Here is a 19,089-nt window from a genome sequence, read left to right on the forward strand (position 1 = left end):
GTACCTCTCTCATGGCTCCCTTCGCACCACCATCAAGGTGATGTCGTCGGTCTGAGCTGCGTTGCCGCAAAATTGATGCACGGCATCCAGGATCGCTGCCCTGACGGCTGCGGCCGATTGCGCGGCCTGCGTTTGCACCAGGCTGCGCAGGGCCGCATCGCCCCAGGCTGCGCCGTCGCCGTTTTCAGCCTCGGTGACGCCGTCGGTGTAGAGAACGAGCAGATCGCCTGGCGGCAGCACGATCTGCGCCTGCTGCCAGGCGGCCTCCTCGAACATCCCCAGAGGTACGCCCGTGCGGCGCAGGAGTTCTACACTCGCGCCGTGCGCGTCATGATGCAGCCAGAGCGGCGGATTGTGCCCCGCATTGCAGTAGATGAACTGACCCGTCGCCGGATCGAGCACGCCATAGAAAATGGTCACGAACAGATCGCTGTGGGTATCCAGCAGGAGTCGCGCATTGGCTGCCTGAATGACGCGGTCGGGCGCGTTGGCATGCTCCACGGCGTAGGTGCGCAGCAGTGTGCGGCTGACGGCCATGAAGAGAGCGGCCCCCATGCCTTTGTCTGCCACATCCGCCACCAGGATGCCCAGGCGGCCGTTGGGCAGTTCGATCACATCGTAGAAATCGCCCGAAGTCTGGCGCGCCGATTCCAGGTAGGCGGCCAACTGCCAGCCTGGCGGCTTCGGCAGCGATGCAGGCAAGAATGTTGCCTGAATCTGGCCGGCCAGCACCGACTCTTGCTCGATCTTTTGGTATTCCAGTGTGGCGGCGTAGACAGCCGCGCTGTGCAAGACGGACGCAATCTGCGCGGCCAGCGCCTGCGCGGCCGGGATGAAGCCTTCGGCCACGGCGGCGTCATGCATGTGCAGGACGCGCCGCACTTCGATGTAGATCGCGCCGACGACCGACGGGCCGTCAACCGCTTGAATGGGCGCGGTGAGAATCAGAACGGGCGCGCGGGCGGCGCTCCACGGCAGCGCCTGGCCCGGCTGTACGCGCTGAACCTCGGTCTGATCCCGCATCCAGGCCCAGGCCGCGGCCGGCACCTCCGGCTCGGACGCGGGATAGTTGATGAGAGACTGCTGCGGCCAAATCGTGATGGCGACTCGGCTGCCGGAGAACATGGCAGGCACGTGATCCGCCAGGATGGCGTTGATGTCAGAACCATCGGGCGCGCGGGTGAGGAGCGCCCGGCCCAGGCGCTCAAGCTGGGCCAAGGCTACGGAGCGCTGGCGGTTGCGTTCAGCGGCGCGGCTGAGGCCGAAAGCCAGGAGGCTGGTGAGGAGGAGTCCGGCCAGGAAAAACAACAAGCCGCCCAGGCCCGCCTCCGCGTACAGGCCAGCGCCGAGGATAGCAAATGGCAAGGCCAGGCCCGGCATGGTCATGGTGACGGCGTAGAAGGCCAGCGAGCGCCGCTGGCGGACGGACGACCGGCCGTCTGTCCGCTGGGTGAGGCTGCGCACCAGGATGATGAGGAAGACGAACCAGAACAGCTTGGCGATCACAAAAGCGACCGCCAGCAACGCCAACGCCGGCCGTGCGGCTGCCCAGGTCAACCCTGGCAGCGGAAAGACGCCGCCCCACAGCGGGTACAAGCGCAGAGCCAACAGCGGCGCCAGGGTGACTTCAGTCATCTGCAAGGCAATGTTGCGCGTCCGGTTCCAGGTCATGCCCGGTATGCCGAATTGCGCGCGTTGGCGGTAAATGTTCAGCGCCCCACTCAGCACCGAAATCCATAACGCGGTAGGCCCGAGCAGCAGCACGCCGATCCAGGTGACGACCTCGTCCAGTGAGCCGCCGTAGTCGGCCATCACCTCCGGCTCGATCTCGCGAATGATGAAAAAGCCAAGCTGCCCCATGCCGAAGTTGGCCAGGAACAACAGGCCGCAGAGGAGCCATTGGCTGCGCACAACCTGCAGATCGGTGCTCAGCAGCAGCCAGATCAGGCCGACGATCGCAAAGGGCGCGGCATACAGCGTGCCGATGATGTCGCCAGACCAGTGCGAGCGCCCTTGCATCAGCGGCGCGGCCGGGTCTGAGTTCGCGGGTTGGCGTTGGTCCGGAAACTGTTTGGTCATGGTGACTCTTGGAAACGGTCGCTGCACCCAAGCGCGCAGCCGCAGCCAGGGCGACCCGACACAAGCCCCGTCTCAGGTCTTGGGCAGGCTTACGCTGTCGCCGGCCGTGTAGCGCTCCTTGTGATCGGCATCCCACACCGTGACGCCGCCGCTGCCCGCGACGATCAGCGTCTCCTCCATCATGACCAAGGCCGTGTTGCCGTCAATGCCCACCAGCGTGTGCCCACTGCCCAGGATGAAGTGCAAGATGTTGGTCATGACGTGGGACATCTCGTCGAAGTGCGGCAGGATGACGGCGTTGGGCAGATAGGCAAAGCCGGCTTGCCAGATGGGCGGAGGCGGGAAGCGCGGGATGCGCTCGCCCCAGATCATCGCGCCAGCGCTGCAGCCGGCGACCACGCCGCCAGTATCCAACACCTGCTCGATAGCTTCGAAGACCGGCGTGTCGTGCAGAACGTCGTGCAGATAAGCCGGCTTGCCGCCCGACAGGTAGACGAAGTTGGCGGCGGCTACCTGCTCAGCCAGGCGGGCATCTTGCGCATCCGTACGATCGAAGACCGGCAGCGATTGTACTTCCACGCCCAGGCGGGTGAAGTGCTTGATGCCCAATTCGGCCCAGTAGCGGAGGCGCTCGGCCCCTTCCGCGCCGGCGGCCGTGGGGAGGCACACCACCCGCCGGGGCGCGGGCAGCCGGCTGAGTAAGAAACGGTCAATGGCTTCGACGCCCGGCAGGTACTCGCCGGCCCCCACCAGGGCGAGCGTCCCGTGGATGGTTTTTGTCATGCTACCTCTCTATTTTGATGACGGCGCCGGCAGGGGAGCGTCCGGCGCGACGTGATGCGTCTCACGCAACCAGAAGATGCTGGCGATGAAACCGACCAGCATGATGAGGCCGCCGGTCAGGTAAGGGAAACTCAGGTTGATGTCAAAGGCAAACCCGGCCCAAAGCGGCCCCACGATGCGGCCCAGGCTCATGAAGGCGTTGTTCAGGCCCATGGCGCTGCCTTGACCGCCGGGCGTGCGCTTGGAGATGAGCGAGGAGACGCCGGGGCGCAGCATGGCGTTGCTGGTGACGAAGAACATCACCGTGAGCAGCAGCGTGGCCATGTCCGCAGCCTCGAGCATGATGACGAAGCCGACGGCGCTGGCGATCAGCGCGGCTTTGAGGATGCGCACATCGCCCCAACGCTGCGTGAACGGCCCGGTCAGCGCGCCTTGCACGATGGCAGAGACGATGCCGATCGCCATCAACACCAGGCCGACCTCGCGCGGGCCGTAGTTGAAGCGCTGCTGCGCGTAGAGTCCGAAGATGCCTTCGAAGTTGGCGAGGGCGAAGTTCAGCAGGAAGGCCAGGAAGAGCAGGATGCCGATCGGCCCCAACAATCCCTGCCACAATTCGCCCACGTTGACCCCTTGCACCTTCTGACCGTGGCGGCGGGCTGAGCGCGGCAGCGATTCAGGGAAGAAGGCGGCGATGAAAACCAGGATCAGCGCGGAGAAGCCAGCAGCAACGAAAAAGGGCAGCTGCAGCGACTGCGCGGCCAGCCAGCCGCCGATGCCAGGCCCCAGCACCATACCGATGCCTTGCGCCGCGCCGATGATGCCCATGCCGCCGCTGCGTTGATCGTGCGACGTGCTGTCGCTGATGTAGGCCATGGCCGTGGGCAACGTGGCTGATGAAAGAATGCCGGCCAGGGCGCGCGCGACAAAGAGCATCCACAACTGCGTGGAGAGGCCCATCAGCACCTGCGCCAGCACGTTGCCCAGGACGCCGATCATGAGAATGGGCTTGCGGCCATAGCGGTCTGACAGGGCGCCCCAGATGGGAGAGAAAATGAACTGCATGATCGAAAAAGTCGCCATCAAGGCGCCCAGCCCCTTGCCGCTGGCGCCGAACTGCTCGATGTAAAACGGCAGGATGGGGATGATCATGCCAAATCCAAGCATGACTACGATCATCGTGAAGAACAGAATCGTAATGTTGCGTTTGTTGTCGGTTGGCTGCATACAGTTGTCGAATCAATCCTTGGCTGGAGACTGGCGATCACATGGCCGCGACGCCCGGCCTGCGCGGCGGCAGGCGCGATGGTTTCGTTATCACGCGGTTGGCGCCGCCGCGGCGCGCCGTCGCGCCAGCTCCCGCAGCGCCTGTTCGTGATTCTCTTTGGTAATCGGGAATTTGTACACCAGAAAAATGCCTGCGGCCAAGATGAGGGCGGGCAGCGGGCCGATCATCAGGCGAATCGCCAGCAGCGCGCTGTCAGGCTGTACAATCGGCGCCGTAATGCCTTCCGGCGGCGTGATATAGCCAGTCCAGTTGAGGACCTGGCTGACCAGGAAGAGGCCAAGCGCCAGCCCCAATTTTTGCAGGAGGACGAAGAAGCCGTAGAACGCGCCTTCGCGGCGCTTGCCGGTTTCCAACTCATCCAGTTCGATGACATCGGGCAGCATGGCCCAGGGCACCAGGTAGGCCGTGGCGACGCCCACGCCGGCCAGGGCGGCCAATGCGATGATGACCCAACTGGGCCAGCCTGGCTGCACCGCGAAGAGGGCGAAGGCCACCACGATCCAGAAGATCATGCCGCGATAGTAAACGCCTTTTTTGCCGGTGCGGCGGCTGACGGCCGTCCAGATGAAGAGCCAGATCAGCGCGCTGCCCTGCACGGCCAGGATAACCACCGGCACCAGGCCGGGCTGGCGCAGCCAATAGGTCATGTAATAGATGACAATCGTCGAAACGGTCTGCACCACCAGCCAGGACAGAAGATAGATGCCGGTGACATAACGGAACGCCCGATTGGCGAAGGTGATCTTGAGCGCCTCCCGGAACGGCAGGTCTTCTTCTTCATCCGGCTGATGGCGCTCATACGTGCCCCAGAAGGCAAAGAAGAAGGGAAGCGTCGCCGCGACCGCCCAAACGCCGGCCGACACGGCATACGCGCCCTGGATGCCCAGGGTCGGCTGCATGGCGCTGACAATGATGGGGTGCACGACCGCGGCGATCAAGCCGCTGCCAATGGAAAAAGCAAAGCGAAATGAGTTCAAGCTGGTGCGCTCGTCGTAGTCACGCGTCAGTTCCGGCGTCAGCGCGGTGTAAGGGACATTGACCACGGTAAACGCGGTGTCGAGCAGGAGCGAGATGACCAGGTAATACCAGAATTTGCCGTTGTTGCTGACCTGCGGCACGATGAAGAGCAGGAAGAAGGTCAGGCCAAAGGGAATAGCGCCGAACAGGAACCACGGCCGTCGCCGCCCCCAGCGTGTTTTGATGCGGTCGGAGAGCATGCACACAATTGGGTCATTGACGGCATCCCAGATTTTGGTGAGGAGCAAGATGACGCCGGCGACCGCCGGATCAAGCCTGGCAACATCGGTCAGAAAAAAGAGGAGAAAGAACGACATGATGGCGGTCGCGATGGCCGGACCAACATCTCCTGCGCCAAAGGCGAACTTGGTGATGAGCGGGACTTTTTCGGTTGTGGTGGCAGGCGGCTGCACGGTGTTTCCTCCAGATGGGGTCAGGTCTCTTGAGGCCCATGACGGGCCGAAGATGGATGAAAGATCGGTTTATCTTACTCCAAATTGTCACGCGAAGCAATTTGAGAGCAGGGCTGACCGCGCTGTATGAATTGACGCACTGCGTCATATATGTTAAACTGATGACAGGAAACGCGCCCTATCTGCATGTGATGCTGCCTGGGCGGGAGGAACACATGACGATGAAGGATGTAAGCAGCGACCCAACAGCGCACAACCCTGTCGCGCGGCGGCCTCCGCAGGAGGTTCGCCTCGAGGATGGGGATGAGTCAGTTGACAGAATGACGCTGCCAGAAACCGCGGCCTTGTTGGTCGGCGACGATGCCAATTTGCAGGCGCAAGCGGCGCGCAAAGTGGCCAGCATCGCTGCCCAGCATCCGGCCACGCTGGCGCCCGTGGTTCCCCAACTCCTGGCCGCGCTGAGCGCCTGGGAAGACCTCGACGCCCATCGCCAGGTGGTGCAGGCTCTGGAAGCAATCGCAGCCTGGAGCATCAAGCCGTTCACCGGTCAAACTGAAATACTGCGCCGCACCCTGCGGGATCAACGCAGCGCGGCCGCGCGCGCTTTCGCTGCGCAGACCCTGGCCCGTCTGATGGTTTCCGACCCGGCGCTGCTGCAAGAGACCTGGGGGGATTTGGCGCATGCCATCGAGCACCAGGCCAACACGCACCAGGTGGACGACATGCTGGAAGGCATCCGCATCCTGGCCGGCAGTCCGCCGGGGCGCTTGCTGCACTCACAGATACATGAGCTGGTGGACCCTTTCACGGAGCACTGGAAGCCGCAGGTGCAGGCCATGGCGCGCCGCATCCTGGAGGAACTGGAACGCAACGCGGTCCTGCCGTCCTATCTGCGTAACCTGAAGGAGCAGTTAGCGATCTTCCAGGCGCCGCCGGCCCTGCCAGAAGTTGAGACGCCTGCGCCTGGTCCGAAATACGTCTCGCTGCGTGAACTGTGCCAGCTGCCCCTGGCCGAGCAGATCAAGGCCTTTCGCCCGCTTATTCCCACGGCGTTGCTGACAAACTATGAGATTGACGAGCAAACCCTGCGCGATCGCCACGGCGAGCCGGCGCTGCGTCTCTCTTCCAGTGTGAGCATGGCGATGGTGGAACTGACGCTTTGGCGCCAGCGCGCGGATCAAGATCCAGCGCTGCTGCTGCATTTCGGAGAGACAGCCAATGGCCAGATCCAAATCTACCTGGTCGTTGTCAATAACCTCGACGCTGAACGCTTCAACATTGATTATGACAGCGAAGGGCGCCCCACCTTGCTGGGAGTCGTGGGGCGCAATCTGGCCGAAGAGGCGCGCGCCATGCACGCAGGCCTGGCGCCTGGTCAGGTGCGCGCCGGGCTGGGGGTGATGGGCCACCGCCTGCTGCCGCGCCTGGAAAAGATGCTGACTGAGTGGGGAAAGCAATACCTATTTGCACAGCCGCTGGCTTATCACAACGCGATCCTGCTCGAGCATTGGGGCTTTTTCTACCTGACCGGTCAACGCTTCATGGAAGATTTAGACCGCCGGTTCAAGGAAGGCGATCTGCGCGCGCGCCTGGATGGGAGCACGTTCCGGCCAGCGGACGCGTGGATGACGGCGCGCGGGCGTAGTTGGGCGATTCATGATGGTATTATGGATGAGCCGTGGCCTGAGCTGCACATGGCGCGGCGCATTGGTCATTCCAGCCAGGTCAGCACCTTTAGCGGCGTACAATTCTAGCCACGCCTTGCGTGCGTTTGGGTGACGACTAAAGCAACGCACATGTTGCGAAAGTTGACATCAACGCCAACCTGTACTAGAATGGACGGAGTTGAACGACGTGTCTGTGCCTTCCTGGACCGTTTGCGTGAAGTTTTCCGTCATGTGCTGATATGGAAGATAAAGATTGATGGTCGCCATTGACCAACATAAAAATTGAAGGAGAAATATCTGATGGCTCATACCCTTCCTGCTTTGCCCTATGCGTACAACGCACTGGAACCGTTCATTGACGAACTGACGATGCAGATTCATCACGACAAGCATCATCAGGCGTATGTCACCAACCTGAACAACGCGCTGGCCAATGCGCCTGAATTTGCCGAGAAGTCGCTGGAAGCCCTGCTGCGCCACATTGGCGATGTGCCTGAGGCCATTCGCACCGCCGTTCGTAACAACGGCGGCGGACATCACAACCACACGCTCTATTGGGAAATCATGGCCCCAGGCGGCCGCGGCGAGCCGACCGGCGCGTTGGCCGAGGCGATTGCGAGCACTTTTGGCAGCTTTGCCGATTTCAAGACCAAGGCCACGCAGAACGGCGTCGCGCGCTTTGGCAGCGGTTGGTCATGGCTGGTCGTGGATGGCAACAAGAAGCTTGCCGCCTACAGCACCGCCAACCAGGACAGCCCGCTGATGGAAGGGCATACGCCGATCCTGGGCATTGACGTGTGGGAACACGCCTATTACCTGAAGTACCAGAACCGCCGCCCCGACTACCTGGCGGCCTGGTGGAGCACCGTCAACTGGGACGAGGTGGCCAAGCGCTTTGCCGCCGCGCTGGCCTAAGCTGCGCCACAGTGTTCGCCTGACCTGCCTGCGCAGGCCAGCAACAAATACTTAGAAAACAACGAGCGCCGGATCAATTCCGTGGCGCTCGTTGTTTATTCCGGCGCGTCGTTTGCCGTCGGCAAGTGTTATAATGGGACGAAGCATAAAATACCAGGGAGCGCCGCCCAGCGTTGGGCCTGACTGCATCATACGGTCATTCCTGCGCCGCGGCGTTTCTTGTGCACAGTGGGAGGTTGCCTGTGAACAGACGTGTCGTCGTCACCGGAATGGGAACGATTTCACCGGTCGGTTTGAATGTGCCTACGGCCTGGGAAGCCCTCAAAGCGGGCAAGAGCGGCGTGGGACGGATCACCGCGTTCGATCCATCTCCATTCAAGACCCAGATCGCGGCCGAAGTGAAGGGTTTTGACCCCACCAAGTTCATGGATGCGAAAGAGGCGCGGCGCCTTGATCCCTACATTCATTTTGCCTGGGCCGCCACCGTGGAAGCGCTGGCCGATTCTGGCCTTGACCTGGCGCACGAAGATCGCGAACGCGTCGGCGTTATTGTGGGGTCGGCCGTCGGCGGCATCGGCACACTGCTCAGCCAGTACGATGTCTTGCAGCAAAGGGGACCGCGCCGCATCAGCCCCTTCTTCATTCCGGCCATGTTGGTGGACAGCGCCGGCGGTCAAATTGCGATCCAACTGGGCATTCGCGGACCGAACATGGCCGTGGTCAGCGCCTGCGCTACCGGCACCAGCGCCGTGGGCGAGGCGGCCGAGGTGGTGGGCCGCGGCGATGCCGACATCATGATTGCCGGCGGGGCCGAGGCCGCCATTGTGCCGTTGACCGTGGGCGGGTTCGATGTGATGGGCGCCATGTCCACGCGTAACGACAACCCCGAAGGCGCCTGTCGCCCCTTCGACGCCAATCGGGATGGCTTCCTGATGGGCGAAGGTTCGGCCATTCTGGTCGTGGAGGCGCTCGATCATGCCCTGGCGCGCGGCGCGCGTATCTACGGCGAAATCCTCGGCTATGGCGGCAGCGCCGATGCTTACCATATGGCGGCGCCGGCTGAAAATGGCGAAGGCGCGGTTGTCGCCATGAAGCTGGCGATTCGTAAGGCCGGCATCAAGGTTGAGGAGATTGACTACATCAACGCGCACGGCACAGCGACGAAGTTGAACGACAAGGGCGAGACCACCGCCATCAAGGCGGTCTTGGGCGCACACGCCTACCGCGTGGTTATCAGTTCAACCAAGTCCATGACCGCGCACTTGCTAGGCGGCGCTGGCGCCTTCGAGACCATGGTGTGCCTCAAGGCGCTCACCGAAGGCATCATCCCGCCGACCATCAACTACGAAACGCCCGACCCTGACTGCGATTTGGACTACACGCCGAACGTCGCGCGGCGGCTGCCTATCAACCTTGCGCTGTCAAACTCATTCGGCTTTGGCGGTCATAATGCAAGTATCATCGTGCGCCGCTGGCCGCAGCCAGAAGATACGGCTGCGACAGAGACGATGGCGGCCTGAGAGGCAAGACCACAAGGAGAACGGATCGTCATGGCTCGCTATGCACAAATTGTCGGTTGGGGCTGCTACGCGCCCGAGCGTGTGCTCACCAATCGTGACCTGGAAGGCATCATTGACACTACCGATGATTGGATCGTCACCCGAACCGGCATCCGCGAGCGCCATATTGCCACCAACCCACGGGAGACAACGGCCACGATGGCGACCAAGGCCGCGGCCGCGGCGTTGCGCGTGGCCGGGGTGTCAGCCAACGAGGTAGATTTGATCATTTGTTCGACCTCGTCGCCTGAACATCAATTCCCGGCTACGGCCTGCCTGGTGCAGGATGCTCTCGGCGCGGAGCGCGCCGGCGCGTTCGATCTCAGCGCGGCCTGCTCTGGTTTCGTCTACGCACTGACGCTGGCGCGCAGTATGATCGTCAGCGGCGGCGCGCAAAATATCATTGTCATCGGCTCCGAAACTCTCTCGCGTATCGTGGATTGGAGCGATCGCGCCACCTGCGTACTGTTCGGTGATGGCGCGGGCGCGGTGCTGCTCAGCGCCAGCGAGGAGCCGGGCGGCATCCTTGCCAGTGTGCTCGGCTCGGACGGCTCCGGCGCTGAACTGCTCTCCCTGCCGGCTGGCGGCAGCCGCATGCCCACCACGTTGGAGACCGTGACCGGCCGCCAGCACTATGTCAAAATGGATGGCGCGGCCGTCTTCCGCTTCGCCACCCGCATCATGGCGACCGCCACACGTGAAGTGGTTGAGAAGGCCGGCTTGACCCTGGATGACATTGACCTGATCATCCCCCACCAGGCCAACGCCCGTATCATCGAATCATCGGTGCAACGCCAGCTCAAGATTCCACGCGAGAAGATCTTCATCAACCTGGAACGCTACGGCAACACCTCCACGGCCTCCATTCCGCTGGCGCTGTGCGAAGCCATCGAGTCCGGCCGCGTCAAGAAAGACGATAACCTCGTCTTCGTCAGCTTTGGCGCCGGCTTGACCTGGGCCGCGACCGCGATTCACTGGGGTGCGCCGGTGCCTGCCTCCCAGCCGAAGTGGTGGCAAGAGGCGCAGCGTCAAGGCGCCTACGGCGCGGCGCGCGCCCGTTCGACCGTGCGGCGCCTCCTGCGCAAGTACGACAGCCTGGCCGAAGATATCCGGGTGCCGGAGATCGAGCTGCCAGAACGGTTCCGCGTGCTGGGCCTGGGCAAGCGCCCGACCAAGAAGCACGAACAAAACGGCAACGAGTAGACCCATGCTGAGTTCAGAGGACTTCGAAGCCCTGGTGGTTGAAGCGGTTGCCAGTATGCCTGAGCAAATTCTAGGCTATCTGCGCAATGTCGCGATCACCGTCGAGTTATGGCCGACGCCGGCGCACCTGGCGCGCAGTCGCGTGGGGCCGGGCTATACGCTGTTCGGTCTATACGAGGGCATTCCGTTGATCCGTCGCGACTCCGGTTACAACCTGGTGCCGCCCGACCGCATTACCATCTTCCAAGGGCCAATCGAGCAGGTTTTTCGCACCCCCGATGCCATCCGCGAGCAGGTGCGCAAAACGGTCTTGCACGAAATCGCGCACCATTTCGGTTTCGACGAACGCGAGATTCGTGATCTCGGTTATTGACGCGAGAGCAGAGTTGATGACTGAAAACCGCTCGGCAAGCCGCTTGCTCGATCGCCTGGATGCCATCGGTCAGGCATTGGCCGAGACGCCGGCCGCCCTCGGTCTCTTGGGGCTGGGGTCGGTTGGAGTGGAGTTGGCGCGCCTCGACGCCTACTCGGACCTGGATTTCTATGTCATCGTTCGGGAAGGTCACAAGGCGACCTATCTGCAAGACCTGGCCTGGCTGGCGACAGCCTGTCCGCTGGCCTACACCTTTCAGAACACCGCTGATGGCTTCAAATTCCTCTACCGCGATGGCCTTTACGGCGAGTTCGCCGTTTTCGAGCCGGCCGAACTGGCGTCGGTGTCGTACGCGGTTGGGCGCTGGGTCTGGCGCGCACCCGATTGGGACCCGGATGCCTGGCTGCCCGCGCCGCGCCAACCGCAGCCGCTAACGCAGACCGTGGACGCGCTGGTCAACGAGGCGCTTACGAATCTGTATGTCGGCCTGGGACGTTATCGTCGAGGCGAGAAGCTGTCGGCCTTACGCTTCATCCAGGGCTACGCGGTGGATCGCATCGTGGACCTGGCGCCGCACCTGGAGACGGCGCAGCCTGGATTCGAAGACTCGTTCAACCGCGAACGGCGCTTCGAAGCACGTTTTCCACAGACCGCCACCGTGCTGGCTTCTTGCCTGCCCGGCTATGACGCCACACCAGCCGCCGCCCGCGCGATCCTGCAATTCCTCAGCGCCCGGTTTCCCGTCAACCCAGCCCTGAAGACCGCGATCGAGCGGCTGTGCGATTAGTCAGACCCGCGGATGGACGGCCGCGGCCACGGGCAACGACGGAGGGTAACTATTCAGGCATCCTGCGCCGACTGCAGCCGCCGAATGAATTCGGGCCGCAAGGGCGTGCCGCCGCCAGGTCGGCCGGAGCCGACCGGCGCCGCGTCCACTCAGGTGGACGCCTGGCGGAACGCCCATCAGGCGCGATTTCAATCGCCCGCTTGCCACGGCGCGCCGCCTGAATAGTTACGTTTATTCATCAAAATGCAACCGGCGGATGCAATATGGGCGTCAATCTGCATCCGCCGGTAACTCTGACTTACTACCAATAGGAGACCAAGATGTTAGGCGCGCTCTGCTTGGGGCAGGTGAGTCAGCGCTTCCTTTTCCACCGCACTGGGTTCAACCTCAAAGCCATTGTTCCACAATTCGTATTCGCTCAGATCCATATCATCGTTCCAAGAGACACCATACCCGCCTGGGTCCACCGTGACTGCCTTGAAGAAGGCTTCGTTTCTCAACAACTGAAAACGCTCAAGCCCAAGAATCTTCTGGCAATCGTAAACCTTCTGCACTCCGTTAGCAAATGTTACCAGCAGGCGTCTTCCTGCTATAGGTCTCACTGATTTTATCCTTGGCATGTTCATAGTCCTACTCCAAGCCAGGCAATTGCTTGAATTCATTGCTCTCCCACATCCGCAACAATTCTTGCCGATATGGTGCGCCCCACTCGCGCACCAGCCTTTGGGCGCGCTCAGGCAAATCGCCTTCGAGCATCTCCAGTGTTCGAATATCGAAGACGGCGTTGTACTCCCCATAGATGGCGTGAAAGTATGTCGGCCTGGGACGTTATCGTCGTGGCGAGAAGCTGTCGGCCTTACGCTTCATCCAGGGCTACGCGGTGGATCGCATCGTGGACCTGGCACCGCACCTGGAGACGGCGCAGCCTGGATTCGAAGACTCGTTCAACCGCGAACGGCGCTTCGAAGCACGTTTTCCACAGACCGCCGCCGTGCTGGCCGCTTATCTACCCGGCTATGACGCCACACCCGTCGCTGCGCGCGCCATCCTGCAATTCATCAGCGCGCGGTTTCCCGTCAACCCAGCCCTGAAGGTCGCGATCGAGCGGCTGTGCGATTGACTGGGCGCCGCTCGCGTAGCTGCAGCCTTGGGACGCAAAGCATCTTGTTGCTGTCGGGGTGCAAACATGGCGGCGTTGGTTGCGCGCACGCCATCCGGCCGCCAGCCCCGCCGGAGGCCAGAGGCCATCCGCCTACGAGAGGCAAACCCCTGCGGGGCTGTCAGGCCCGCTAGGGCCTTCCACCTCGTAGCCCGATCCGTTCACGGTCGGGCGGCGTTGGTTGCGCGCACGCCATCCGGCCGCCAGCCCCGCCGGAGGCCAGAGGCCATCCGCCTACGAGAGGCAAACCCCTGCGGGGCTGTCAGGCCCGCTAGGGCCTTCCACCTCGTAGCCCGATCCGTTCACGGTCGGGCGGCGTTGGTTGCGCGCACGCCATCCGGCCGCCAGCCCCGCCGGAGGCCAGAGGCCATCCGCCTACGAGAGGCAAACCCCTGCGGGGCTGTCAGGCCCGCTAGGGCCTTCCACCTCGTAGCCCGATCCGTTCACGGTCGGGCGGCGTTGGTTGCGCGCACGCCATCCGGCCGCCAACCCCGCCGGAGACCAGAGGCCATCCCGCTACGCGAGGCAAGCCCCTGCGGGGCTGTCAGGCCCGCTAGGGCCTTCCACCTCGTAGCCCGATCCGTTCACGGTCGGGCGGCGTTGGTTGCGCGCACGCCATCCCGCTACGAGAGGCAAACCCCTGCGGGGCTGTCAGGCCCGAAATTGAAATGCGCGCTGTCTCATGCGTCGGCTTTGCTGCCGACCAGGGTGATATTGCACCCCACCTGGTAGGTCGCCTCTGGATTGGCGGGATTGATGATCTTGCCGCTGGCATAAAAGCCTACGCTGCCGGTCTTGAATTCTTTGGCCGCCGCAGCCAATTCTCCCCAACTCTCTCCATTCGGCCCAGTGATCGTCAGCATGATCACCTTGGGCGCCTTCTCGTCGCGTTTGCCTGCCATGATGTTCCTCCAAGCCGATTGTGTGCGATGGTCTTCGCTGTGAAATTTGGCGTACGTGACAACTAACGAATCGAGAGTCGCCGTGTTCGCGGCCTGGTCGCCGCTGCTGCCATTCAGCGCGCTTTTTCCTCAACTCGCTGCCGCCTCTGGCCTATTATAACACGCGTTGGACATTCGTTACCGAAACCGGCCGTCGCGCGCGGAATCCGATCTTCGCCCCACGCGGCTTTGTCATTATGGCAGATTCGACTAGAATAATCGGCAGGATGCCGGTGAGCCGGCGTCCTGATTCATCAAGCTTTTCTGGGAGAAGACAGCGATGCCCGATCAAATCCAACAATCCTATGAGTTTCGTGCGGAGATTCAGCAGCTCCTGCATATCCTGGTTCATTCCCTGTACACCGACCGGGAGATTTTCCTGCGCGAGCTGATCTCCAATGCCTCGGATGCGCTTAGCCGCGTGCAGTTCGAGATGCTGACCAACCAGGATGTCCTCGACATAGACGCGGAACTGGCCGTGCACATCGCCTTTGACCCCGACGCTAAAACCTTGACGGTCAGCGACAGCGGGATTGGGATGACGCAGGCGGAGATGATCGAGAACCTGGGTACGATTGCCCATTCGGGCGCGGCCGCCTTTCTCAAGCAGTTGACGCAAGAGAAGCGCCCGCTCACCGAGGTCATTGGCCGCTTTGGCGTGGGCTTCTACGCCGCGTTCATGGTGGCCGACCGGATCCAGGTCATCTCTCGTTCCTACCGGCCTGACGCGGAAGCCGCCCAGTGGAGCAGCACGGGCGACAATCAGTACACCGTTGGCCTGGCCGCGCGCAGGTCGCGCGGCACCGATGTCATCCTGCACCTCAAGGAAGATGCCGTCGAGTTCCTGACCGCCTGGCGCCTGGAGCAGATTATCAAGAAGCACTCTGACTTTGTAGCGTTTCCGATCTATCTGCAGGACAAGGTCGCCAATCAGCGCACCCCGCTCTGGCGCCGCGCGCCGCGTGAGGTGAGCGCCGAGGAGTACGACACGTTCTATCAGCAGTTGACCCTGGACTTCGAGAAGCCGCTCTTGCACCTGCATTACGTGGCCGATGCCCCGGTTGACATTCACGCCGTGCTCTTCGTTCCACGCACGCGCGAGAAAGGGATGTTGGGCCTGCGCAAGGACTTCGGCCTGAAGCTCTATTCCAGCCATGTGTTGATCCAAGAGTACAACAAAGACCTGCTGCCCAACCATTTCCGCTTCGTCGAAGGCGTGCTCGATTCAGAGGACATTCCGCTCAATGTCTCGCGGGAGACGGTGCAGAATAATCGGCTGTTGGCGCAAATTCAGAAGGCGCTCACAGGCCGCCTGGTCAAAGAATTGGCCAGCCTGGCGACCGAGAAGCCGGATGACTACCGCATATTTTGGCAGGAATTTGGCGGCTTCATCAAAGAAGGCGTTGCCACCGACCTGGTCGGCAAAGACAGCCTGCTACCCCTGCTGCGTTTTCACTCGACCCAGGCTGCCGCTGCGGACGCGTGGGTCTCCCTGCCGGCTTACGTCGAGCGCATGCCGAGCGAGCAGAAAGAAATCTACTACATCCTGGGCGAAGACCTGACGTCGGTGCAGCGCAGTCCGCACCTCGATCCGCTCAAGCAGCGCAACATCGAGGTGTTGACGCTGGTAGAAACGGTTGACAGCTTCATGATGGTGGCGCTGCGCGAGTTCGACGGCAAGCCGCTCAAGAATGTGGACAGCGCGGATCTCGATCTGCCGCCGCTGCCAGAAAAAGCCGATGAGCCGGCGCGTGAGCCTGTGGCCGACGCCAATTTCAACCGCCTGGTCAGTCGTTTTGTTGAAATCCTGGGCGACCGCGTGCAAGAAGTGCGTGCGTCGAAGGCGCTCAGCACCAGCCCGTGCCGCCTGGTCTCGCCTGAAGGGGCCATGAACCAGGAGATGCAGCGCGTCTACAAGCTGCTCGATCAACCTTTCGACGCGCCGAAGAAGGTGCTGGAGCTCAACCGCAGCCATCCCCTGGTGCAAGACCTGGCTTTCCTGGCGGCCGCCGATCGCCAGCCTGACCTGGTGCGCCTGGAAATTGAGCAGCTCTACGAAAGCGCGCTGCTGCAAGAAGGCATCCATCCAAACCCGGCGGCCATGGTGGCCGGGATTCAAGAACTACTGGCGCGCGCCGCGCATGCGACGCGCCGCGCCGAAACCGATGCGGACTGACGCCCGGCTGCGGTCAAGGGCCGCGTAGCCATCATGAATGTTTTCAGCCTGGGCCACTGGTTCGTACTTTTCCTGGCGGCCGCCGGAGCCGGCGCGGTCAATGCCATCGCGGGCGGGGGAACGCTGATCTCCTTTCCAACGTTGACCGCGCTCGGTGTGCCGGCCGTGACTGCGAACGTCACCAACACCGTGGCCCTGACGCCCGGCTACCTCGGCGCGACGCTGGCGCAGGCGCGTGATCTGCGTGGGCAAGAACGGCGCGCCTGGCTGCTTGTGCCGGTCGGCGCGTTGGGTGGACTGGTCGGCGGCTTCTTGCTCTTGTTGACCACCGAACGGCTCTTTCGCAGCCTGGTGCCCTATCTGATCCTGTTGGCTTCGGGCTTGCTGGCCGCGCAGCCCCGTGTGCGCGCCTGGGTGGTCGCACGCCAGCGCGATGGATCATCCTCGCGTCATCCCGCCTGGGTGGCCGCGCCGATCTTCGCCGCCGCCGTTTATGGCGGCTATTTCGGCGCCGGGCTCAGCGTGATCATTCTGGCCGTGCTTGGCGTGACCCTGGATGATGATCTTACGCGGCTCAATGCGCTCAAACAGGCAATCGCCTTTGCCGTCAACATCGCGGCCGCGCTCTTCTTCGTTTTCTCCGGTCGCGTGCTGTGGCCGGCCGCGCTGGTCATGGCCCTGGGCGCCATCATCGGCGGGGTCATTGGCGGCCGCGTGGCCGGCCATATCTCCCCCACGCTTCTGCGCCGGCTGGTGGTGGCGGTTGGCATCAGCGTGGGGTTGTACTACCTGCTTTTTTAGTGGATGTGCCGGCCGGCGCAGGCTGGCGACTCGACTGAGCTCGCCGAAGTCCTGGCGGCGGCACGCCCATGCGACCCAAATTCATTCGGCGGCTGCATGGCGCCACGCACTTCCGTCTCCTTCCCCCGATGCGGCCGGCGCAGGCCGGCCTGGCGGCGGCACGCCTCTGCGCCCCGAATTCATTCGGCGGCTGTGTTTGCGGCGGAACATCCCTTCACCCCGATTCATTCGGCGGTCATTTTCGGCATCTGGCCGGATGGTGGTAAAATGGCGCGGTACATTCTGCCTCAGCGGCTGCTTCTCGAGGAGTTCTCTTGCTGCTCGTCAACAATGTGACTAAATCGTACAATGAAACGCCGGCCCTGCGCGGGGTTAGCCTGGAGGTGCCCACCGGCGCCGTCTTCGGCCTGCTTGGCCCCAACGGCGCCGGGAAGTCCACCCTGCTCAAGCTGGTCATGGGCTTCATCGCGGCCAATGGCGGCCAGATTCAGTGCCAGGCCTCGCCTCAGCACATCGGCTACCTGCCCGAACGGCCATCGTTCCCAGAAACCTCACGCGTGGATGACTATCTCCGCACCGCGGCCAGCCTGGCTGGCCTGCGCGGTCGCGCCCATCGCGACGCCGTCGCCGGCGTTCTGCACACCGTGGGCCTCAGCGATATGGCGGGCCGGCGTATTCGCACCTGCTCCAAAGGGATGCGCCAACGTCTGGCCGTGGCCCAGGCGCTCATCGGCGACCCGGCCTTGCTCCTGCTCGACGAGCCGGCGGCTGGGCTGGATCCAGCCGGGCAAGTACAGATGCGCAACTTGATCCTGTCTCTGCAGCAGGCTGGCAAGACCGTGGTGTTGAGCACCCATCAGTTGAACGAGGTAGCGCAGCTCTGCAGCCATGTGGCCATCCTCAGCGCCGGCCGCGTGACGCGCATCGGCGCCCTCAACAGCGTGCTGTTGGCCGAGCCGCACGTGCAGATCAAGGTGGATGCCCATTTACTGGAGCCTCCCCATGCCGACCTGCTGACCGCGCTGCGCAGTCAGGCGCCAGACATCGCCGTGGAGGGCAACCGCATCACCCTGGTGGGCGCAGCCATCGCGCACAAGACGGCTGTCCTGCGTCTTCTTCTCGATGCCGGGCTGGATGTGCAAGGGTTGGTGCAGCAGCAGGCGAACCTGGAGGAGATTTACCTGGAGGCGATTCGTCCGTGAGCCGCATTTTGACCCTGGCCTGGTTCATCACCAAGGACTTCTTCCGCTCCTGGCAGAGCTTTGTTCCCCTTGCCCTGGCGCTCACCTTCTACGGCATCGCCTTTCAATACGGCGCCACGCCAGCCTATTTCGCGACAGTGACCCCGGCCGCGATGATTGTGATTGCGATCGTCAGCGTTTTACTGCTGGCCGGCCGCTTCAACCGGGCCGCGACCTTTCCCTTCATCGCGCGCCTGCACCAGCGCAGTGAGCTGCTGCTGGCAGTAGTTCTAACCGCGCTGGCGCTCACCCTCATCCTCAGCGGCCTTATTACCGGCATGGCCCTGCTGCAGCACAAGTTCACCACCCCGCTGACCGGTCGCGAGTGGCTGTTGTTGGCCCTGATCTGGCCGTGCCTCTTCCTCTTTGCCAGTTTCTTCGGATTACTGCTGACCAACCTGGCCAGCCGGGGAAGCTCGCACATCATCGTCTACGCGCTGGTCGCGGCGTTCGCGGCCATCTACGATTACCAGTTTGAACTGACGCAGGCGCATCAAACGTTCCTACTCGGCCTTTGGCAGCGCATCCTTGATCCGATCTCGATCACGTTAACGCCGTTCACCAGTGCGAACCTGGTGCAGGCCGCGCTGCTCGTGCTCGGCTACGCCCTCCTCTGCTTCATCGTCGCAGACTGGCTCTTTGCGCGCAAGGACCTGGTGTGGAGCGAATAAGCCTGCGCCAGGGCCGTCA

At 62.8% G+C, this 19,089-nt stretch carries 17 protein-coding genes and 1 pseudogene; 11 read left to right on the top strand and 7 right to left on the bottom strand.

Going from position 1 to position 19,089, the window contains the following annotated elements:
• Positions 1-9 precede the first annotated feature (9 nt).
• From ACPQ6D_RS01520 to ACPQ6D_RS01535, 4 genes are all read right to left on the bottom strand, one after another.
• Positions 10-2,079, bottom strand: coding sequence for a PP2C family protein-serine/threonine phosphatase (locus ACPQ6D_RS01520; protein WP_423222518.1), 2,070 nt, complete (start codon positions 2,077-2,079; stop codon positions 10-12).
• A gap of 72 nt (positions 2,080-2,151) precedes the next feature.
• Complete coding sequence (locus ACPQ6D_RS01525; RefSeq protein ID WP_423222519.1) at positions 2,152-2,862, bottom strand: Type 1 glutamine amidotransferase-like domain-containing protein; 711 nt, start codon at positions 2,860-2,862, stop codon at positions 2,152-2,154.
• Positions 2,863-2,871: 9 nt separating this feature from the next.
• Positions 2,872-4,086, bottom strand: coding sequence for an MFS transporter (locus tag ACPQ6D_RS01530; protein ID WP_423222520.1), 1,215 nt, complete (start codon positions 4,084-4,086; stop codon positions 2,872-2,874).
• Between the two features lie 90 nt (positions 4,087-4,176).
• On the bottom strand, positions 4,177-5,577 hold the full coding sequence (locus tag ACPQ6D_RS01535; RefSeq protein WP_423222521.1) for an MFS transporter: 1,401 nt from the start codon (positions 5,575-5,577) through the stop codon (positions 4,177-4,179).
• 320 nt (positions 5,578-5,897) lie between these two features.
• On the opposite strand from ACPQ6D_RS01535, the gene ACPQ6D_RS01540 reads away from it, so the two are divergent.
• The 6 genes from ACPQ6D_RS01540 to ACPQ6D_RS01565 all read left to right on the top strand — a co-directional run bounded on the left by ACPQ6D_RS01540 (position 5,898) and on the right by ACPQ6D_RS01565 (position 12,081).
• Positions 5,898-7,331, top strand: coding sequence for a hypothetical protein (locus ACPQ6D_RS01540; protein ID WP_423222522.1), 1,434 nt, complete (start codon positions 5,898-5,900; stop codon positions 7,329-7,331).
• 213 nt (positions 7,332-7,544) lie between these two features.
• Positions 7,545-8,159, top strand: a complete 615-nt coding sequence (locus tag ACPQ6D_RS01545) for a superoxide dismutase (RefSeq protein ID WP_423222523.1) — start codon at positions 7,545-7,547, stop codon at positions 8,157-8,159.
• A gap of 242 nt (positions 8,160-8,401) precedes the next feature.
• Positions 8,402-9,679, top strand: a complete 1,278-nt coding sequence (gene fabF, locus ACPQ6D_RS01550) for a beta-ketoacyl-ACP synthase II (protein ID WP_423222524.1) — start codon at positions 8,402-8,404, stop codon at positions 9,677-9,679.
• A 30-nt stretch (positions 9,680-9,709) separates the two neighbouring features.
• Positions 9,710-10,921: a beta-ketoacyl-ACP synthase III gene (locus tag ACPQ6D_RS01555; protein ID WP_423222525.1), complete on the top strand. Its 1,212-nt coding sequence runs from the start codon at positions 9,710-9,712 to the stop codon at positions 10,919-10,921.
• A 4-nt stretch (positions 10,922-10,925) separates the two neighbouring features.
• Positions 10,926-11,294: a metallopeptidase family protein gene (locus ACPQ6D_RS01560; protein ID WP_423222526.1), complete on the top strand. Its 369-nt coding sequence runs from the start codon at positions 10,926-10,928 to the stop codon at positions 11,292-11,294.
• 16 nt (positions 11,295-11,310) lie between these two features.
• Entirely contained in the window at positions 11,311-12,081 is a 771-nt protein-coding gene (locus ACPQ6D_RS01565) for a hypothetical protein (protein ID WP_423222527.1), read from the top strand.
• 323 nt (positions 12,082-12,404) lie between these two features.
• Here the strand turns inward: ACPQ6D_RS01565 and ACPQ6D_RS01570 are convergent, their stop codons facing one another.
• Positions 12,405-12,707, bottom strand: a complete 303-nt coding sequence (locus ACPQ6D_RS01570) for a DUF2442 domain-containing protein (RefSeq protein WP_423222528.1) — start codon at positions 12,705-12,707, stop codon at positions 12,405-12,407.
• Positions 12,708-12,711: 4 nt separating this feature from the next.
• Positions 12,712-12,900 (bottom strand): annotated as a pseudogene (locus tag ACPQ6D_RS01575) (DUF4160 domain-containing protein); the annotation flags it as partial.
• Between the two features lie 73 nt (positions 12,901-12,973).
• On the opposite strand from ACPQ6D_RS01575, the gene ACPQ6D_RS01580 reads away from it, so the two are divergent.
• Positions 12,974-13,201 (top strand): hypothetical protein, encoded by a 228-nt coding sequence (locus ACPQ6D_RS01580; protein ID WP_423222529.1) that lies wholly within the window; start codon positions 12,974-12,976, stop codon positions 13,199-13,201.
• 719 nt (positions 13,202-13,920) lie between these two features.
• On the opposite strand, the gene ACPQ6D_RS01585 is transcribed toward ACPQ6D_RS01580, so the two are convergent.
• The gene (locus ACPQ6D_RS01585) at positions 13,921-14,142 is read right to left on the bottom strand and encodes a hypothetical protein (RefSeq protein WP_423222530.1); all 222 of its coding nucleotides are present in this window, start codon (positions 14,140-14,142) and stop codon (positions 13,921-13,923) included.
• Positions 14,143-14,461: 319 nt separating this feature from the next.
• Between ACPQ6D_RS01585 and htpG the strand changes: the two genes are divergently transcribed.
• The 4 genes from htpG to ACPQ6D_RS01605 all read left to right on the top strand — a co-directional run bounded on the left by htpG (position 14,462) and on the right by ACPQ6D_RS01605 (position 19,070).
• On the top strand, positions 14,462-16,357 hold the full coding sequence (gene htpG, locus ACPQ6D_RS01590; RefSeq protein ID WP_423222531.1) for a molecular chaperone HtpG: 1,896 nt from the start codon (positions 14,462-14,464) through the stop codon (positions 16,355-16,357).
• Positions 16,358-16,390: 33 nt separating this feature from the next.
• The gene (locus ACPQ6D_RS01595; protein ID WP_423222532.1) at positions 16,391-17,158 is read left to right on the top strand and encodes a sulfite exporter TauE/SafE family protein; all 768 of its coding nucleotides are present in this window, start codon (positions 16,391-16,393) and stop codon (positions 17,156-17,158) included.
• A 314-nt stretch (positions 17,159-17,472) separates the two neighbouring features.
• Positions 17,473-18,360 carry an ABC transporter ATP-binding protein gene (locus ACPQ6D_RS01600; protein WP_423222533.1) on the top strand — a complete coding sequence of 296 codons (888 nt, stop codon included), beginning with the start codon at positions 17,473-17,475 and terminating at the stop codon, positions 18,358-18,360.
• The gene (locus ACPQ6D_RS01605; protein ID WP_423222534.1) at positions 18,357-19,070 is read left to right on the top strand and encodes a hypothetical protein; all 714 of its coding nucleotides are present in this window, start codon (positions 18,357-18,359) and stop codon (positions 19,068-19,070) included. Before ACPQ6D_RS01600 ends, ACPQ6D_RS01605 begins: the two co-directional genes overlap by 4 nt.
• Positions 19,071-19,089 lie beyond the last annotated feature (19 nt).

The organism is Candidatus Amarolinea aalborgensis, assembly GCF_900491745.1.
Classification (GTDB): Bacteria; Chloroflexota; Anaerolineae; order SSC4; family Amarolineaceae; genus Amarolinea; species Amarolinea aalborgensis.